General features: G+C 69.5%; 16 protein-coding genes. 7 read left to right on the top strand and 9 right to left on the bottom strand.

Annotation, left to right across the window (positions count from 1 at the left end; genetic code table 11):
• Positions 1 to 19 precede the first annotated feature (19 nt).
• Genes tnpB through ACFOWZ_RS39440 form a run of 3 tightly spaced genes read left to right on the top strand, consistent with a single transcriptional unit; the run spans position 20 to position 3246 of the window.
• Complete coding sequence (tnpB, locus tag ACFOWZ_RS39450; protein ID WP_382379073.1) at positions 20 to 1417, top strand: IS607 family element RNA-guided endonuclease TnpB; 1398 nt, start codon at positions 20 to 22, stop codon at positions 1415 to 1417.
• 15 nt (positions 1418 to 1432) lie between these two features.
• The gene (locus ACFOWZ_RS39445) at positions 1433 to 2587 is read left to right on the top strand and encodes a sensor histidine kinase (RefSeq protein ID WP_382379072.1); all 1155 of its coding nucleotides are present in this window, start codon (positions 1433 to 1435) and stop codon (positions 2585 to 2587) included.
• A gap of 35 nt (positions 2588 to 2622) precedes the next feature.
• Positions 2623 to 3246, top strand: coding sequence for a response regulator (locus ACFOWZ_RS39440; protein ID WP_382379110.1), 624 nt, complete (start codon positions 2623 to 2625; stop codon positions 3244 to 3246).
• Between the two features lie 296 nt (positions 3247 to 3542).
• Here ACFOWZ_RS39440 and ACFOWZ_RS39435 read toward each other — a convergent pair whose 3' ends face one another.
• The 9 genes from ACFOWZ_RS39435 to uraH all read right to left on the bottom strand — a co-directional run bounded on the left by ACFOWZ_RS39435 (position 3543) and on the right by uraH (position 12105).
• Entirely contained in the window at positions 3543 to 3872 is a 330-nt protein-coding gene (locus tag ACFOWZ_RS39435) for an allophanate hydrolase-related protein (protein WP_382379109.1), read from the bottom strand.
• Positions 3757 to 4839 (bottom strand): XdhC family protein, encoded by a 1083-nt coding sequence (locus tag ACFOWZ_RS39430; protein ID WP_382379071.1) that lies wholly within the window; start codon positions 4837 to 4839, stop codon positions 3757 to 3759. The genes ACFOWZ_RS39435 and ACFOWZ_RS39430 overlap by 116 nt, the downstream gene beginning before the upstream one ends.
• Before the next feature lie 59 nt (positions 4840 to 4898).
• The gene (locus ACFOWZ_RS39425; protein WP_382379070.1) at positions 4899 to 6305 is read right to left on the bottom strand and encodes an NCS2 family permease; all 1407 of its coding nucleotides are present in this window, start codon (positions 6303 to 6305) and stop codon (positions 4899 to 4901) included.
• 157 nt (positions 6306 to 6462) lie between these two features.
• The gene (locus ACFOWZ_RS39420; protein ID WP_382379069.1) at positions 6463 to 6924 is read right to left on the bottom strand and encodes a nucleoside deaminase; all 462 of its coding nucleotides are present in this window, start codon (positions 6922 to 6924) and stop codon (positions 6463 to 6465) included.
• 19 nt (positions 6925 to 6943) lie between these two features.
• Positions 6944 to 9130, bottom strand: coding sequence for a molybdopterin cofactor-binding domain-containing protein (locus ACFOWZ_RS39415; RefSeq protein ID WP_382379068.1), 2187 nt, complete (start codon positions 9128 to 9130; stop codon positions 6944 to 6946).
• Positions 9127 to 10479, bottom strand: a complete 1353-nt coding sequence (locus ACFOWZ_RS39410) for an 8-oxoguanine deaminase (RefSeq protein ID WP_382379067.1) — start codon at positions 10477 to 10479, stop codon at positions 9127 to 9129. The genes ACFOWZ_RS39415 and ACFOWZ_RS39410 overlap by 4 nt, the downstream gene beginning before the upstream one ends.
• Positions 10476 to 10937: a (2Fe-2S)-binding protein gene (locus ACFOWZ_RS39405; protein WP_382379066.1), complete on the bottom strand. Its 462-nt coding sequence runs from the start codon at positions 10935 to 10937 to the stop codon at positions 10476 to 10478. The genes ACFOWZ_RS39410 and ACFOWZ_RS39405 overlap by 4 nt, the downstream gene beginning before the upstream one ends.
• Positions 10928 to 11788, bottom strand: a complete 861-nt coding sequence (locus tag ACFOWZ_RS39400; protein WP_382379065.1) for an FAD binding domain-containing protein — start codon at positions 11786 to 11788, stop codon at positions 10928 to 10930. Before ACFOWZ_RS39400 ends, ACFOWZ_RS39405 begins: the two co-directional genes overlap by 10 nt.
• Positions 11789 to 11790: 2 nt before the next feature.
• Positions 11791 to 12105, bottom strand: coding sequence for a hydroxyisourate hydrolase (gene uraH, locus ACFOWZ_RS39395; RefSeq protein ID WP_382379064.1), 315 nt, complete (start codon positions 12103 to 12105; stop codon positions 11791 to 11793).
• 128 nt (positions 12106 to 12233) lie between these two features.
• Between uraH and ACFOWZ_RS39390 the strand changes: the two genes are divergently transcribed.
• The 4 genes from ACFOWZ_RS39390 (at position 12234) to ACFOWZ_RS39375 (ending at position 15169) form a co-directional block, all read left to right on the top strand.
• Positions 12234 to 13673, top strand: a complete 1440-nt coding sequence (locus ACFOWZ_RS39390; protein ID WP_382379063.1) for a PucR family transcriptional regulator — start codon at positions 12234 to 12236, stop codon at positions 13671 to 13673.
• A gap of 9 nt (positions 13674 to 13682) precedes the next feature.
• Positions 13683 to 13997, top strand: coding sequence for a hypothetical protein (locus tag ACFOWZ_RS39385; protein WP_382379062.1), 315 nt, complete (start codon positions 13683 to 13685; stop codon positions 13995 to 13997).
• A 66-nt stretch (positions 13998 to 14063) separates the two neighbouring features.
• On the top strand, positions 14064 to 14384 hold the full coding sequence (locus ACFOWZ_RS39380) for a hypothetical protein (protein ID WP_382379061.1): 321 nt from the start codon (positions 14064 to 14066) through the stop codon (positions 14382 to 14384).
• A gap of 50 nt (positions 14385 to 14434) precedes the next feature.
• Positions 14435 to 15169, top strand: a complete 735-nt coding sequence (locus ACFOWZ_RS39375) for a hypothetical protein (protein WP_382379060.1) — start codon at positions 14435 to 14437, stop codon at positions 15167 to 15169.
• The last annotated feature ends 30 nt before the right edge of the window (positions 15170 to 15199 follow it).

Below are 15199 nucleotides of genomic sequence, written 5' to 3'. Positions count from 1 at the left end.
TGTTCGGTATGGTGATCGGGTGTCGTCGGTGATCCAGGCGTACCGGTTCGCCCTGGACCTGGGCCCCGGCCAGGAGCAGGCGTTGCGGTCGCATTGCGGTGGGCGGCGTCGCGCGTTCAACTGGGGCCTGGCGCGGATCAAGGCGAACCTGGACCAGCGGGCCGCCGAGAGGACCTGTGGTCTGGCCGAGGCCGAGCTGACGCCCTCGTTGTGGTGGTCGGCCTACAGCCTGCGCAAGGACTGGAACCTGGCCAAGGACGAGGTCGCTCCGTGGTGGGCGGAGAACTCGAAGGAGGTCTACTCGTGTGGCTTGGCCGATCTCGCGGCCGCTTTGGGTAACTGGGCAGACTCCAAGCGTGGTAAGCGCAAGGGTCGCGGCCTCGGGTTCCCACGGTTCAAGGGCAAGCGGTCCGGTTTGTCGTGCCGGTTCACCACCGGCGCGTTCGGCCTTGCCGAGGACCGGCGGCATGTGAAGCTGCCCCGCATCGGCCTCGTGCGCACGCATGAGTCGACCCGGAAGCTGGCCCGGCACGTCGAGCGCGGCACCGCCCGCATCCGCTCCGCCACCGTGTCCCACCGGGGCGGCCGGTGGTTCGTGTCGTTCTCCGTGGAGATCACCCGTGCAAGCACCGCGCCCTCACGGCCGGAGAGTGTGGTGGGTGTCGACCTTGGGGTGAAGTCGCTGGCGGTGCTGTCGACCGGCGAGACCATCCCGAACCCGCGCCACCTCGACGTAGCGCTGGGGGAGCTGCGGCGCCTGCAGCGGCAGGCCGCGCGTCGTGCCGGTCCGGACCGCCGTACCCGCCGCGTCCCGTCCAACCGGTGGCGCAAGACCCAGGCCCGCATCACTCGTCTACACACGCGGGTGGCGAACGTCCGCCGGGATGGGCTGCACAAGCTCACCACGGCGCTGGTGCGTACCCACGGCACCGTGGTGATCGAGGATCTAAACGTGTCCGGCATGATCCGTAACCGCCGGTTGGCGAGGCGTGTGGCCGGTGTCGGCATGGCCGAGTTGCGCCGTCAGATCGAGTACAAGGCCGGCTGGTCGGGCGTGCGCGTGCACGTCGCCGACCGCTGGTATCCCAGCTCCAAGACGTGTTCGGCCTGTGGCGTGGTGAAAGCCAAGCTGTGCCTGGCCGAGCGCATCTACCGCTGCGAGGTGTGCGGTCTGGTCCTGGACCGGGACCTCAACGCCGCGCGCAACCTCGCCGCGCTCGTGCAATGCGAGACGTCCTCCCCGAGTTGCGGGGCGACGCGAAACGAGCCCGCTGGAAACCCAGGTAAGACCCGCACTACGCGGGCAACGGGTACTGCCACGGGAAGACCCGCACCGACTGGTACGGGTCACCGCCGACGCCGCAAGGCGCCGACTGCCTCAACACAGTGGACTCACGTTCACTCACACTTTAGGTAACGGTGGCTCGTGGACATGGCCGCGTTGGACAGTTGGGAGCGCAGGCTCGCGTTCGTCGCGCGCACGATCCCGTACTTCGTGCTGACCGTGACCACGGTGCTGTACTCGATCTTCACCACGCACTCGGCGTCGGAGCGCTGGTTCACCTACGGCGTGGTGGCGTTCGGCTACGGGTGGATGGCGTGGTGGGTCACGCTGCACCCGCGGTGGCGCTCCCGCGTGGAGCTCATGGCCGTGTTCGTCGGTGGCATGGTCGTGTTCTACGCGGTGCTGGGCATGCGCGAACACTGGTTCGGCGCCGTGTCGTACGCGGTCTACGTCTACGCGAGCGAGCTCCTGCGCGGTCGCTGGATGTTCATCGTGGTGGCGCTCACCGCGGTGCTGGCGACGCTGTCGTTGTTCGGCGGCTACCCGCCTGCGGAGACTCGGCCCGCTTTCTGGTTGCTGCTGCTCGTGTTCATGGTGCTGGCGTGCACCTTCACGTTCGTCGGCCACGTGACGACCGAACAGGCCCGCCTGCGCAAGGACCTGCTGGAGGAGAACGAGGGCCTCCACGCCCAGCTCCTGGTGCAGGCGCACGAGGCGGGCGTGCTGGACGAGCGGCACCGCCTGGCGGGCGAGATCCACGACACGCTGGCCCAGGGCCTGACGGGCATCATCACGCAGCTCTCGGCGGCCACTGCCGACGACTGGGAACGCCGCGTGTCGGTGGCGGCCGACCTGGCCCGTGCGAACCTGGCCGAGGCCCGCCGCTCGGTGCACGCCCTGCGCCCGCCGGCCCTGGACTCCGCGGCGCTGCCGGAAGCGTTGGACGAGGTGGCTTCGGGCTGGTCCACGGTGTACGGCGTGCCGGTCTCGGTGACGTTGACCGGCGCCGTCCGCGTCATGCACCCGGAGGTCGAGGTCGCCCTCCTGCGCACAGCCCAGGAGGCCCTGGCGAACGTGGCCAAACACGCCTGCGCCTCCCGCGTGGGCCTGACCCTGTCGTACATGGAGGACGTGGTGACGCTGGACGTGCGCGACGACGGCGTGGGCTTCGACCTGGCGCACCCGTCGACCGGGTTCGGCCTGCCCGCGATGAGGCACCGGGTGCACCGGTTGTCGGGGGCGCTGTTCGTGGAGTCGGAGCCGGGGTCGGGCACGGCGATCTCGGCGCGGGTGCCGGCGTGAGTGGCGAGGGACTGGTGAACCGGGTGGTGGGTGGCGTGATCCGGCTCGTGATCGTCGACGACCACCCTGTCGTCCGCGACGGCCTGCGCGGCATGCTCGCCGCCGCCGACTTCGAGGTCGTCGGCGAGGCCGCCTCAGGTGACGAGGCGGTGGCCGTGGTCACGGCGTTGTCGCCGGACGTCGTGCTGATGGACCTGCGGATGCCGGGCTCCGACGGGCTGTCCGCCATCGAGCGCCTGCGCACACACCCGTGTCGCGTGCTGGTGCTGACCACCTACGACACCGATCGGGACGTACTGCCCGCCATCAAGGCCGGCGCCACCGGTTACCTGTTGAAGGACACGCCGCGCGACGAGTTGCAGCGGGCCATCCGGGCTGCTCACGCCGGGGAGGCCGTGCTGTCGCCCGCGGTCGCCACGAGGTTGCTGGGGCAGGTCCGGAAGCCTGCGCTGGAGCCGCTGTCGGCGCGGGAGCTCGACGTGCTGGCGCTGGTGGCCAAGGGATCCACGAACCGGGCGGTGGCGGCGGCCCTGTTCATCTCCGAGGCGACGGTGAAGACGCACCTGCTGCACGTCTACGCGAAGCTGGGTGTCTCGGACCGGGCCGCGGCGGTCGCGGTGGCGTACGAGCGCGGGCTGTTGAGAGGGCGTGGACGTTGATTCCCGGTTACGAGGACCACCCGCTGGCCGATGACTGCTCCTGCCGATGCTCGGGGACGCCGACGTGCCCCCCGGCCGCCGGGGATCGAGTCGCCGCGGCGCTGAAAGAGCTGACCTGGGTGAGGAACCTGAGACGGTGGCGTCCCTGATGCTCGCCTCACAGGGGCAGTGGGGGCCGGCGACCTGGCGGTCTCGCGACGGCGTTGAACTGAGGTCCTGCGGCGGGGCCACTTCGGTTGGCCCCGCCGCCTGCGGCAACTCCCCCTTGCCAAGCGGCACCCCCCGATGCCGCTCCCTCACCCCTCGCGTTGTAGGAACTCCCGCCAGTCGCCCAGATACGAGATGTCCTGGATGTCACCCGATTGGAGTAGTCCGTCCACCATCGCGTCGCGCAGCACGGTGGCCAGGGCGGCGCTGCCGTCCTCGAGCTCGATGACGCCGATCTCCAGCTCCGGCGGCTCTGCCGGGACGAGGTGGTCGCGCAGGATCTTCAACGGCAGGTCGTAGAGCTCACCCACCACCGAGGCCGAGCCCGACTCGTGCATCGCGGGGAACTTGCCCCGCACCGAGAAGTACCGGTACTTGGCCGCACTGCGCGCCCGGCACACCATCGGCGTGCCCTGCAGCTGGGAGTGCAGCGGGCCGTCCTTCATGCCGCCGCCGTTGAGGAAGATCAGTGCCATGACTCTCCTGGGTCCGGTGGATGGGGGTCGACAGAACCGACAGCGGCAGGCCGCTGCCGCCGTGCCGCACGGCCACCAGCTCGGCGGCGATCGAGACGGCGGTCTCCGCTGGGCTGCGGCCGCCGAGGTCCAGGCCGATCGGTGACCTCAGGCGCGCCAACGACGATTCGGGCACGCCCTCAGCACGGAGGCGGTCGAGGCGTTCGAGATGTGTGCGGCGGGAGCCCAACGCGCCGACGAACGCCAACGGCCTGGACAGCGCCTCACGCAGCACCGGGATGTCGAACTTCGGATCGTGCGTGAGCACCACAACGGCCGTGGATGCGTCGGTGTGTGTAGAGGCCAGATAGCGGTGCGGCCAGTCCACCACCACCGAGTGCGCTGCGGGGAACCGCTCCGGAGTCGCGAAGATCGGCCGTGCGTCGCACACGGTCACGTGGTAGCCGAGGAAACGCCCGATCTCGGCGACCGCGGCGGCGTGGTCGATCGCGCCGAACACCAGCAGTCGCGGTGGCGGCATCCAGGACTCGACGAACGTGCGGCCCTCCGCGCTGAACAACACCGACACCGGATGACCGTCCACAGAGGCCTGAAGGGCCGCGCGCAACGACGGGCTGTCCCGCTGCACCAGCACGTCCAGCGAGCCGCCGCAGGTGAGGCCGACCGCGAACGCCGTGTCGTCGGAGTAGCCGAACGTGGCCAAAGCCGGAACCGAACTCGAAAGCACCGTGCACGCCAGGTCGTAGACCTCGGCCTCCACGCAGCCGCCGGACACGCTGCCGATCACCTCGCCGGACGGGCCGACCGCCATCGCCGCGCCGACCGGGCGGGGCGCGCTGCCGCGCACGGCCACCACCGAGGCGACCGCGAAACGGTCCCACGACAGCAACGTCGGTGCCAGGTCACGCATCGAACCTCCCTCGGGCGGAGAGGTTCGGCCGGGTGGCCGCCCGGCCGAACCTCACCGCGTCACTTGCCGGTGATCAGATCCACGCCGAAGTACACGGCGAACATCACGGCGAGGCCGGTCATCAGCCAGCCCGGCCAGCGGCCCTTGCAGATGCGCAGCACGACGTACGACACGAGGCCGGCGCCGATGCCGTTGGTGATCGAGTAGGTGAACGGGATGATCGCCACCGTCAGGAACACCGGGATGGTGAAGTCCGTGTCCTGCCACGGGATCCGGCGGATCTGGGTCATCATCAGCCCGCCGATCACCACCAGCGCGGGGGCCGCCGCCTGCGCGGGCACGATGGCCGCCAGCGGCGTGAAGAGCAACGCCACCAGGAACAACCCGCCGGTCACCACCGAGGCCAGGCCGGTGCGGGCGCCTTCGCCAACCCCCGCGGCCGACTCCAGGAACACGGTGTTCGGGGCCGATCCCGTGACGCCGCCCGCGATCGCGCCGGCACCGTCGACCATCAGGATCTTGCCCATGCCCTCCACGCGGCCGTCACGGGTGAGACCCGCTTCGTCGGCGACGGACGTGATCGTGCCCATGGCGTCGAAGAATCCTGACAACACCAGGGTGAACAGGAAGATCGTCGCCGCGATCACGCCGGCCGAGACGAAACCACCGAACAGGTCCACCCGGCCGAACAACCCGAAGTCGGGTGAGCTGACCACGGAAGACGGCAGGGAAGGCGTGACCAGGCCCCAGCCCTGCACGTGGAACACGGAGTTCACCAGCACGGCAACGACCGTGGCCACCACGATGCTGATCAGGACGGCACCGGGCACGCCGCGCGCCATCAGGACGATCATCAGCAGCAGGCCGAGGCAGAAGATCGCGATCGGCCAGCCGCTGAGGTGACCGTCGAGGCCCATCCGCACCGGCACCGTCGACCCGGCCGCGTCGGGGGTGCGGGTCACGAAACCGGCGGAGACCAGTCCCACCAAAGCGATGTAGAGCCCGATGCCCACGGTGATGGCGATCTTCAACGGTTCTGGGATCGCGTTGATGATGCGTTCACGGACGCCGGACGCGGCCATGATCACGATGCACAGGCCCTCCAGCACCACCAGCCCGAAGGCCTGGGCCCACGTCATGGTCGGCGCCATCTGGAACGCCACCACGCCGTTCACGCCGAGGCCGGCCGCTATCGCCAGCGGCGCGTTGCCGACCAGTCCCATGAGGACGGTCATCACCCCCGCGGCCAGCGCGGTCGCCGTGGTGATCTCGGCGATGGTGAGCTTGGCGCCGGTGATGTCCGCGGACGCGCCGAGGATCAACGGGTTCAGCAGCACGATGTACGACATCGCGACGAACGTCGTGATGCCACCGCGCACTTCTCGGCCCAACGAGCTGCCACGTTCGGTGATGCGGAAGAACTGGTCGAGCGACGAGGACGTCGGTCGGCTCCGTAACTGGGTCATTGAAGGACGGCCTTTCCCATGCCGGTGGGCGCGTTCCAACGCCGGAACGCGATTAGATACAGCTCCGGTCAGCAAGGCAGGCTTTTGGCCTCTATTGCGCGGCCAGCGCTCTGGGGGAACGCCGACGGCGTACTGGTTGCTCGTGAACAAACACGGCCTAGTAGTCGATACGAGTTGCGAGTGACATCCACGCGGTAAACGGGGCGTTGTCCTCGCCTGTGGAGATCTGGTGCACGGGCAAGTCCCACTCGCTGCGGGGCTTGCTGAAGAGTTCGTAGAACTCCCGGTCGTCGAACCCGGCCGCGGCCGCGTCATCACGGTCGGCGGCGTAGATCACCTTGTCCACGCGCGCCCAGAGCGCGGCGGACAGGCACAGGGGACACGGCTCGCACGAGGAGATCAGCGTGCAGCCGGTCAGCTTGAAGTCACCGAGCACCTGGCAGGCCGCGCGGATCGCGACGACCTCGGCGTGCGCGGTGGGGTCGAGCGTGGGCGTCACCTGGTTGACGCCGGTGGCGATGACGGAACCGTCACGGACGATCATCGCGCCGAACGGGCCACCTCCCGAGGCCACGTTGCGGGTGGCCAGGTCGATCGTGGCGAGCAGATGTGCGTTCACAGCAACAAACTCCAGAAACTCAGGTACCGGTGAGGTGTTCCGGGCGGACCGGGACGCGGGTGAGCGCCAGGCCGGTCGCCGCGCGGATCGCCGCCACGATCGCCGGGGTCGACGAGATGGTGGGCGGTTCGCCGACGCCGCGGACGCCGTACGGGGCGTGGGGGTCGGCGAGCTCGAGCACGTCGATGCTCATCGGCGGCATGTCGAGCACGGTCGGGATGAGGTAGTCGGTGAACGACGGGTTGCGCACCTTGCCGCCGGAGGTCTGGATCTCCTCCATCACCGCGAGGCCGAGGCCCTGGGCGGATCCGCCCTGGATCTGGCCGACCACGGCCTGCGGGTTCAGCGCCTTGCCGACGTCCTGGGCGCAGTCCAGGGCAACGACGCGCACCAGGCCGAGGTCGACGTCCACGTCGACGACCGCGCGGTGAGCGGCGAAGCCGTACTGCACGTGAGCGTTGCCTTGTCCGGTAACGGGATCAATGGCCTCGGTCGCGCGGTGGCGCCACTCGGTGGTCTCGTCGATCACTTCGTCGCCGATGTCGGTGCGGCCCGCCAGCTTGTCGCGCACCAACGCGCAGGCGGCTTTCACCGCGCCACCGGTCACGTACGTCTGGCGCGAGGCGGAGGTCGAGCCACCGTTGCCGATCGTCGTGTCCATCGGGAGCACGGTCACGCGTTCGATGCCCAGCTCGGTCCGCACGATCTGCTGCATGATCGTCACCAGGCCCTGCCCGACCTCGCAGGCAGCGGTGTGCACAGCGGCGGCCAACGAACCGTTGACCATCGACACGCGCACACGTGCGGTCGAGTAGTCGTCGTAGCCCTCGGAGAAGCAGATGTTCTTGATGCCGACGGCGTAACCGACGCCGCGCACGACACCTTCGCCGTGCGTGGTGTTCGAGACACCACCGGGCAGCTCACGGATGTCGGACGACGTCCCCGCGGGCAAAGGCTTGTCCTGCACCAGCTTCAGCAGCTGCGCGACCGGCGCGGCCGAGTCGACCACCTGGCCGGTCGGCATCACGGAACCCTCGGTCATCGCGTTGCGCACCCGGACGTCCACCGGCGACATGCCCAGCGCCTCTGCCAGCTTGTCCATCTGGGACTCGTAGGCGAAACCTGCCTGCACAGCACCGAATCCGCGCATCGCACCGCACGGCGGGTTGTTCGTGTACACGCCGTACGCGTCCACGGTCACGTTGTCGACCTCGTACGGCCCAACGCCCAGCGTCGCCGCGTTGGCCACAACCGCAGGAGTCGACGACGCGTACGCGCCACCGTCGAGGTACATGCGAGTGCGGACGTAGACGAGCTTGCCCGTGTGGTCGGCACCGTGCTCGTAGTACAGCACGGCCGGATGCCGGTGCACGTGCCCGTAGAACGACTCCTCGCGGTTGTAGACCATCTTCACGGGCTTGCCGGTGCGCAGCGCCAGCAGACAAGCGTGCACCTGCATCGACAGGTCCTCACGGCCACCGAACGCGCCGCCGACACCCGAGAGCGTCAACCGGACCTGCTCCTGCGGCAGCCCGAGCGCGGCCGCGATCTGGTCGCGGTCGACGTGCAGCCACTGCGTCGCGATGTACAGGTCGACCGAACCGTCCTCGGCCGGCACCGCGAGCCCGGACTCCGGGCCGAGGAACGCCTGGTCCTGCATCCCGACCTCGTACCGGCCGGTGACCACGACCTCGGCCGTGACGTCCTGCGAGCCGCGCCGGATCGGCACGTGCCGCACCAGGTTCCCGCCGGGGTGCAACGGCGTGTCGTCCACGGCCGTTTCCATGTCCACAACGGGTTCGAGCACGTCGTACGTCACGACGATCTTCTTCATCGCCCGCAGCGCGGTCTCCGGGTGGTCGGCACCGACCAGCGCGATCGGCTCGCCCTGGTAGCGCACGACGTCCACCGCGAGCACCGGCTGGTCCTTGTGCTCCAACCCGTACAGGTTGCGGCCGGGTACGTCGTCAGCAGTCAGCACCGCGTACACGCCCGGCACCTTCAACGCCTCGGTGATGTCCACCGACGTGATGCGGGCGTACGGGTGCGGTGAGCGCAGGGTCGCGCCCCAGATCATGTCCTCGTGCCACAGGTCGGACGCGTAGGCGAACTCGCCGCGCACCTTCAGGTTGCCGTCCGGGCGTTGCGGCGACGTCCCGATGCCACCCGACACCGCGGAGGTCAGTTCGGCGGGAGTGAGGGTCATCGCGCAGCCTCCTGGAGCTTGGTGCTGGCAGCGGAGAGGTCACGCGCCAGCTCGTCGGTCGACGCCGTCAGCAGGACCCCGTCCTGCACGACGACCCGGCCGCCCACGATCAACAGTTTCAACGGCGGGGGAGTGCCCAGCACGAGCGCCGCCACCGGGTCCGCGATACCCGCGTAGTCCATTCCGGACAGGTCCCACACCGCCAGGTCCGCGACCTTGCCCGGCTCGATCGAGCCCAGCGAGTCGTCGCGCCCCAGTACCTGCGCTCCGCCCATCGTGCCCATCCACAACGCCTTGCGAGCGTCCAGCGCACGTGGCCCACCACGCTGACGGGCCTGGTACAGCGCCGAACGCAGCTCGACGACCAGCCCACCGTCCTCATTGGACGCCGCGCCGTCGACCCCGAGCCCGACCGGCGCACCCGCGTCCAGCAGGTCGCGAACGGGCGCGATCCCGGTGCCCAGCCGCCCGTTGGACGTCGGGCAGTGCGCGGAACCCGTTGAGGTCGCCCCGAGACGCTTCACGGCGTCGGCGTTCAGGTGCACGGTGTGCGCGAGCCAAACGTCCGAACCCAGCCAGCCGAGCTGCTCGGCGTACTCGGTCGGCGTGCACCCGTTCTCCGCCAGGCACTGCTCTTCCTCGTCCAGCGTCTCGGCGAGGTGCGTGTGCAGCCGGACGCCGTGCCGGCGCGCCAGCGAAGCAGCCCCGGTCATCAGCTCCTTCGACACCGAGAACGGCGAACACGGCCCGACGGCGACCCGCACCAGCGCGTCGTCAGCGGTCGAGTGGTAGTCGCCGATCGCCTGCTCGGTCGCGACCAGCGCGGCCTCGGTGTCCTCGACCAGGTTGTCCGGCGGCAGTCCGCCCTGGGACTCGCCGCGGTCCATCGACCCGCGGATCGCCTCCAGCCGGATCCCGATCCGCCGCCCCGCCGACACGAGCGCGTTGAACACGTCACCGCCGCCGGACGGGAAGACGTAGTGGTGGTCGGCGGCCAGCGTGCAGCCGGTCAGCGCCAGCTTCGCGAGGCCCGCGGACGCCGCCGCGTGCGTCACGGTGTCGTCGAGCCCGCGCCACACCGGGTACAGCGTGGTCAGCCACTCGAACAGCGTCGCGTCCTGCGCGAGACCCCGCGTCGCCCACTGGTACAGGTGGTGGTGCGTGTTGATCAGCCCCGGCGTGACCAGGCACGACGACGCGTCGACGTAGGTGTGCGACTCGTACGGCCGAGGCGCAGGGCCCGAACCGACGGACTGGATGCGCCCGTCGGCCACGACCACGTGACCGGACAGGTGCTCGGTCCCGGCCGAGTCCACGGTGGACACCGCACAGCGGTCGAGGACGATCATCGGCGCGACGCCGCCAATCGCACGGCGTCCAGGATCTTCTCGTAACCCGTGCAGCGGCACAGGTTCCCGGCGAGCGCCTCGCGGATCTCCGGGTCGGACGGGTTCGGCACGCGGTCCAGCAGGTCGTGCGCCTGCACCACGAGACCGGGCGTGCAGAACCCGCACTGCACGGCGCCCGCCTCGACGAACGCCTCCTGCACCGGGTCCAGCTGATCGCCCTCGGCGAGCCCCTCGACCGTGCGCACGGAACGGTCCTGCGCCTGCCCGGCCGCGACCAGGCACGCGCACACCGGCACGTCGTCCAGGTAGACCGTGCAGGAACCGCACTCGCCCTGCTCGCAGGCGTTCTTCGAACCGGGCAGCCCGAGCCGCTCACGCAGCATGAACAGCAGCGACTCGCCCTCCCACACGTCGTCGGCCTGCCGCTGCTCGCCGTTGACCGTCACGTTCACGCGCATTGCTGCTCCCCGTCCAGAAGTTCCTGCCACGCCCAGCCCAGCGTCCTGCGGGCCATCACGGCCAGTGCGTGCTTGCGGTAGGCCGCCGACCCGCGCACGTCGTCGATCGGTGACGCGGCCCGCGAGACCAGTTCGCCGAACTCGCGCTTCACCGAGTCCAGCAACGGCTTCGGGTTCTTGAAGTCCAGCGCCGAGGCCAGGAACTCCTCGGCCTCGGGAGCCCGGCGCGGCGTCGGAGCGGCCGACCCGACCGCTGCGCCCACCCGGTTCTCCTCGGGGAACAGCGAGATCGCGAACGAGCACACCGCGATCACCATGGCGTTGCGCGTGCCGACCTTCGAGAACTGCTGTGGCCCCTTGGCAGGCGTCAGGTGGACGGCCACGATCAGTTCGTCCGGCTCCAAGGCGTTCCGCTTGACCCCCAGGTAGAACTCGGCGGCCGGGATCATCCGCGTCCCGCGCACGGAGGCCACCTCGATGACCGCGTCCGACGCCAGCAGCACCGGGTGCGTGTCACCCGCGGGGGAGGCCGCGCCGAGGTTGCCGCCCACCGTGCCCCGGTTGCGGATCTGCGGCGACCCGACGGTCCGCGAGGCCATGGCGAGGCCCGGCAGCTGAGCACCCAGCTCGTCGATGATCCGCACGTACGGCACGCCGGCACCGACGCGCAGCCCGTCCTCCCACTGCCCGAGCTCGGCAATCCTGGTCAGGTCCAGCAGCGCGGCCGGCCTGCGGTGGTCGTAGTTCAGCTCCACCATGACGTCGGTGCCACCGGCGATCGGCACGGCGTCGGGGCGCTCGGCCTTGATCTCCAACGCCTCGGCGAGCGTTTCCGGTCGAAGGAAGTCCATCGTCAGCTACCTCGGTAGGTGGAGTAGGCGAACGGCGACAGCAGCAGCGGCACGTGGTAGTGCTGAGCCGGATCGGAGTAGTCGAAGGTGAGCACGACCTCGGGGAAGAACGGCGCCGCCTGGGAGGTGTCGAAGACCAGCCGGTACACGCCGGCCTCCAGACCGTCACCCCATCCGGTGATTCGTCCGTCGGCGTTCGTCTCGGCTTTCGTCACCTCGGTCCCGTCGCGGCGCTGCAGCGACACGGTGATGCCCGTGAACGGCCTGCCGCGTGCCGCGTCCAGCACGTGCGTGGAGATCGTCACTCGCCCTCCCATCTGGTTGTGAGCCAGTACACAGAGCCGCGGCCCGGTTCCACTACAGCCGGATCGCATGAATCAGCAGGCTCCTACACGTAACGAATTTGTGCTTTCCTACAAACACGAATGGACGAAAGTGACCTCCCATGTTGCTGCTGCGGACGTTGCTGCAGATGCCGGAACTGCGCCTGAGCCTGCACACCGGCTCCGACCAGCTCGACCGCACAGTCACCCGCGTGTACGGAACGGAGCTGCCCGACCCCAGCCGGTACCTGTCCGGCGGGGAGCTCGTGCTGTCCGGCCTGCTCTGGCACCACGGCCCGCAGGACTCCGAGACGTTCGTCCGCTCGCTCGCCTCGGCGAAGGTCGCGGGCCTCGCCGCCAGTGAGACCGAGAACCGCGCGCTGCCCGACGACCTGGTCGACGCCTGCGAACGCCACCACGTGCCGTTGCTGGAGGTCCCGGTCGACCTGTCGTTCGCGACGATCACTGAACGCGTCTCGATGGAGCTGGTCGGCCTCTCCCGGCAGCGCCGCCTGCTGAACGTCGTCGCGGAGGGCTCCGGCCTGCCCGCGTTGCTGCTGGCGGGCAGCCACGAGCTGAGCGCGCAGTGCTGGGTGCTCTCCACGACCGGCAGGGTCGTCGCGGGCGGCGAACTGCCCGAGCGGGTGAGCCTGGTCAAGGAGTTCCTCCAGGCCGACCGTCTGCCGAAGACGGTCAGGGGCGTGACGCTCGTGCCCGTCTCCGAACGAGGAGGCAGCCGGCTCACCAGCTGGATCCTCGTAGTGGGCGGCGAACCACAGCTGGAGGCCGCCGCCGAGCTCGCCTCGCTCGTCGCACTGGAACGCCTGCGGCAGGCCCAGGGCCGTCAGATCGAGAACCGCACGGCCGCGCCACTGGTCGCCGCAGTGCTGGGCGGGTCGGCCGACCTGGAGTCACGTCTGGCAGCGGCCGGGCTGGAGGACGCCCGATTGCGCGTGATCAGCGCCATCACGTCCGACCAGCGCACCGAACTCGCGGCCGCCGTGCTGGAGGAAGCACTGCCCCAAGCCCTGGTGACGCCTGTCGCGGACACGGTCTACGCCGTGGCGAAGGCCGACGACGCGGTGCCCGACGACGTGCGCGAGGCGATGCGCGTGATGGAACCGGGCCTCGGCTCGGCCCGCGTGCTCGTCGGCATCAGCTCACCGGTCGTCTCGCGCGGACTGCGTGGCGCTGCGGAGGAGGCGACACACGCGCGCAGGCTCGGCGAACGGCGTGGAGGCCGCACGTGTGTGGTGGCGGGCGAGGAGATCGCCCTGCACCAACTGCTGCTCGCGGGCGTGCCGGAGGAGCTGCGCGGTTCGTTGCGACGGCGGCTGCTCGGCCCAGTGCTCGACTACGACGCCGAACACGGCTCCGACCTCGCCGGAACGTTGAAGGTGTTCCTGGACTGCTCGGGCTCCTGGACGACCGCCGCCGCCAAGCTGCACGTCCACGTGAACACGTTGCGGTACCGGGTGGGGCGCGTGGAGGAGCTGCTGGGCGTCGACCTGGCCGAGTTCGAGGCCCGCGTGGACCTCTTCCTGGCCTTGCAGGCGGGGTAGCTTGAAGGGGTGCCCTTCAGCCTGGTGGAGGCGCTGCGCCGGCTGCGTTTTCAAAGCCCTCCCGCTCGTGTGTCCCCGCATCGGCCGATCGAACGAATCGCGGCCGACCTTCGCCGTGTGCGGCGGGCCCGCGCGTGCTTCGAGCCGGGGGCTTCGGCGGTCAAGAAGATCGCCGCTCGTCAGGCGTACGACGCGTTGCTCGTGCAGGCGTGCAAAGCGTTGGACGTCGAACACCGGTTGCTGGTCCTGCCCGAGGGGATGGACCGGGAGATCGAGCGGATCCGCGTCGAGGAACGCCTGAGGGACCTCGGGTTGTCAGTCTGATGGTTGATGCCATCTGAGCCTTCAGGCTGATGTGTCCGCACCTTCCCGCTTCCTACTGTTCCCACCATGAAGACGGTCTTACTCGTGGGCCTGCTGCTGACCGGGAGCACCGGCTGCGCGGCAGCGCCCAGCATTCGCGTGGTGGTGGAAGGAACGGGTACGGCCGATCGGCTCACCTACGCCATTCCCGGTGAGGAGGAACGAGTCCTCCGCAACCCGGACATGCCGTTCGAGCGCATGAGCAAGCGCAAGGGCCGGATCGCGATCCGGCTCGAGGGCGTGCACGGCGAACTCACCTGCAAGATCATCATCAACGGCCGCCAGGTGAGGTCCTCGACTTCGAACACGGGTGCCGCACTCACGTGCGATCACTCTATGGCCGTCTGACGCAAGTAGGAGAAAGCCCGTAACTTCGAGGTGTCGGGGAGGTACGGGTCATGAGTGACGTACTGGCGATGACCACCACAGGGGTCATCAGGGGCAGGAACGACGTGCCGCCGCACTTCCGGCCGCCCGCGCCGCCGCGGCACTTCGTCGGCAGGGATGCGGAACTGGCGGGCATTCGGGCCGGCGGGGTGACGGTGCTGAGCGGGGCCGGCGGGGTGGGGAAGACCGCGCTGGCGCTCAAGTGGTTGCGGGAAAGGGGATCCGGCGATCAGCTCTACTTCGATTTGGCCACGCACGACCTGGATGCGCTGCTACGGGCGTTTCGTCTCAACCACGTGTCCGAGGACGACAGAGCCGCGGTGTTCCGCAGTCTCGTGAGCCGGCGGCAGTTCACCCTGTTGCTGGACAACGCGGACTCGGCCGACCAGGTGACGCCGCTGCTGCCCGCGCAGGGGACGGTGCTGATCACGAGTCGTACCAGGCTGAACCTCCCGCAGGCGTGCGAGATCGACGTCGCGCCGCTCACCGACGACGGACGTCTTCGCCAGCTGCTCGATCTGTCCTATGTGGAGCTTCCGGAACGGCAGGCGCGGCTCTACCGGCTCTGCGCGTGGCAGTCCGGTGCGTTCGACGTGCCGGTGGCGGCGGCGATCGCGGGAGAACCCGAGTGCGACGTCGAGGACGCGCTGGACGACCTGGTCGAGAAGTCGTTGCTGACCGAGGTCGGCGACTACGCGTTCAGGTTCCATGAGCTCGTGCGGGCTCATGCGCGCACGAAGAGCTAACGGATTGAAAAGCGCCAACGGCCGTTTAAG

Origin of the sequence: Lentzea rhizosphaerae (genome assembly GCF_042649515.1) — a bacterium.
Taxonomy (GTDB): Bacteria; Actinomycetota; Actinomycetes; order Mycobacteriales; family Pseudonocardiaceae; genus Lentzea; species Lentzea aerocolonigenes.
The sequence above is the reverse complement of the archived record's forward strand: the minus strand, read 5'-3'. Positions and strand labels throughout refer to the sequence as shown.